Below are 1,737 nucleotides of genomic sequence, written 5' to 3'. Positions count from 1 at the left end.
CGTTTGATGGGAAAGGTGACACGGCCTATGAACTGTATGACTACCAAACCGATCCAAATGAGACCAAGAACCTCGTCAGCGACCACCCGGAAGTTGTTCAGCGACTGACAAAAATCCTGTCGAAGTACCCCGCACCCTCGAAGCGAAACCGCTGATGTGTGAGGGCCAGAAAATTCGAAATGCGGTGACGCTTTCCGCAGATCGCTGACGCAGATCGCTCTCCCCAAGGTTGGCCGGGCGATTAAAATGCCGCCGGCCGATCTTCATGATCGCCGCTCCCACCATCCCCACCTCTCCCGAGAAACCTTCATGCGATTGGCTTCTGTCTTTCCATTTTCGTTCGCACTCCTGACGTCGCTGATCCTGATTGGATTCGCGACTTCGCCATCCGCTTCGGCTGCGGACGCCAAACGGCCCAACATCGTTTTTATTCTGGCCGATGACCTCGGCTACGGTGACCTCGGTTGCTACGGCCAAGAACTGATTCAAACGCCTCGCCTGGATCAGATGGCAGCCGAGGGCATGCGGTTCACGGACTTCTATGCCGGCAACACCGTGTGTGCTCCTTCACGCAGCGTGCTGATGACCGGAATGCACATGGGACACACCCACGTTCGCGGCAACGCGGGCGGACCGGACATGTCCAAGCAATCGCTCCGCGACGAAGACGTGACCGTGGCCGAGGTGCTGCAGTCCGCCGGATACGCGACCGCTCTGTGTGGTAAATGGGGACTGGGCGACGACGCGATGGGCGGACGGGAAGGCCTTCCCCGCAAACAAGGTTTCGATCACTTCTACGGCTACCTCAACCAGGTCCACGCACACAACTACTACCCCGAATTTCTATGGCGAAACGAAACCAAGGTCGCTTTGCGAAACGAAGTTCAACGTCGCGACAGATCTTACGGTGGATTCACCGGCGGACAGGCCACCAAACGAGTCGACTACTCTCATGATCTAATTGCAAATGAAGCGATGGGTTTCATTCGTGACAAAGCGGCGGATTCCGAGGCCAAGCCATTCTTTTTGTATCTCTCGCTGACCATCCCTCATGCGAACAATGAAGGAACCGGCATGTCCGGCAACGGACAAGAAGTGCCCGATCACGGTATCTACGCCGACAAAGACTGGAGCGACCAAGACAAAGGCCAAGCCGCCATGATCACGCGGATGGATTCGGACCTCGGGCGCATTCTCGATCTGCTCAAAGAATTGCAAATCGATGAACAAACCGTCGTGATGTTCTCCAGCGACAACGGCCCACACAACGAAGGCGGCCACAATCCTAAGAAGTTCGATCCAGCCGGACCGCTCCGCGGCATGAAACGAGCCCTGACTGAAGGCGGCATTCGCGTTCCATTGATAGTTCGCTGGCCCGGTACCACTCCGCCCGGAACAGTCTCCGATCATGTCGGCTACTTCGGCGACCTGATGGCGACCACCGCGGAACTCGCTGGGACAGATTTCCCTGAAGACACGGATTCAATCAGCTTGGCACCAACGATCGTTGGCAAACCGCAAGCCCAACAAACGCACGATTACCTGTACTGGGAATTCTACGAACAAGGTGGCCGACAAGCGGTTCGACGTGGCGACTGGAAAGCCATCCGCCAACCTTGGATGACTGGCCCAACTCAGTTATATGATTTGAAGGCCGACATCGGCGAAACGACCAACTTGGCCAGCGACCATCCCGAGATTGTGAAGGAACTTGAGACGCTGATGGAAAAGGCTCAC

General features: G+C 56.4%; 1 protein-coding gene. It reads left to right on the top strand.

From position 1 onward, the window contains the following. Positions 1-309 precede the first annotated feature (309 nt). On the top strand, positions 310-1,737 hold a 1,428-nt coding region (locus tag RE6C_RS05925), incomplete at its 3' end, for an arylsulfatase (protein ID WP_008654757.1).

Source organism: Rhodopirellula europaea 6C (genome assembly GCF_000338295.1).
Classification (GTDB): domain Bacteria; phylum Planctomycetota; class Planctomycetia; order Pirellulales; family Pirellulaceae; genus Rhodopirellula; species Rhodopirellula europaea.
This window is presented reverse-complemented; position numbering and strand designations above follow the sequence as displayed.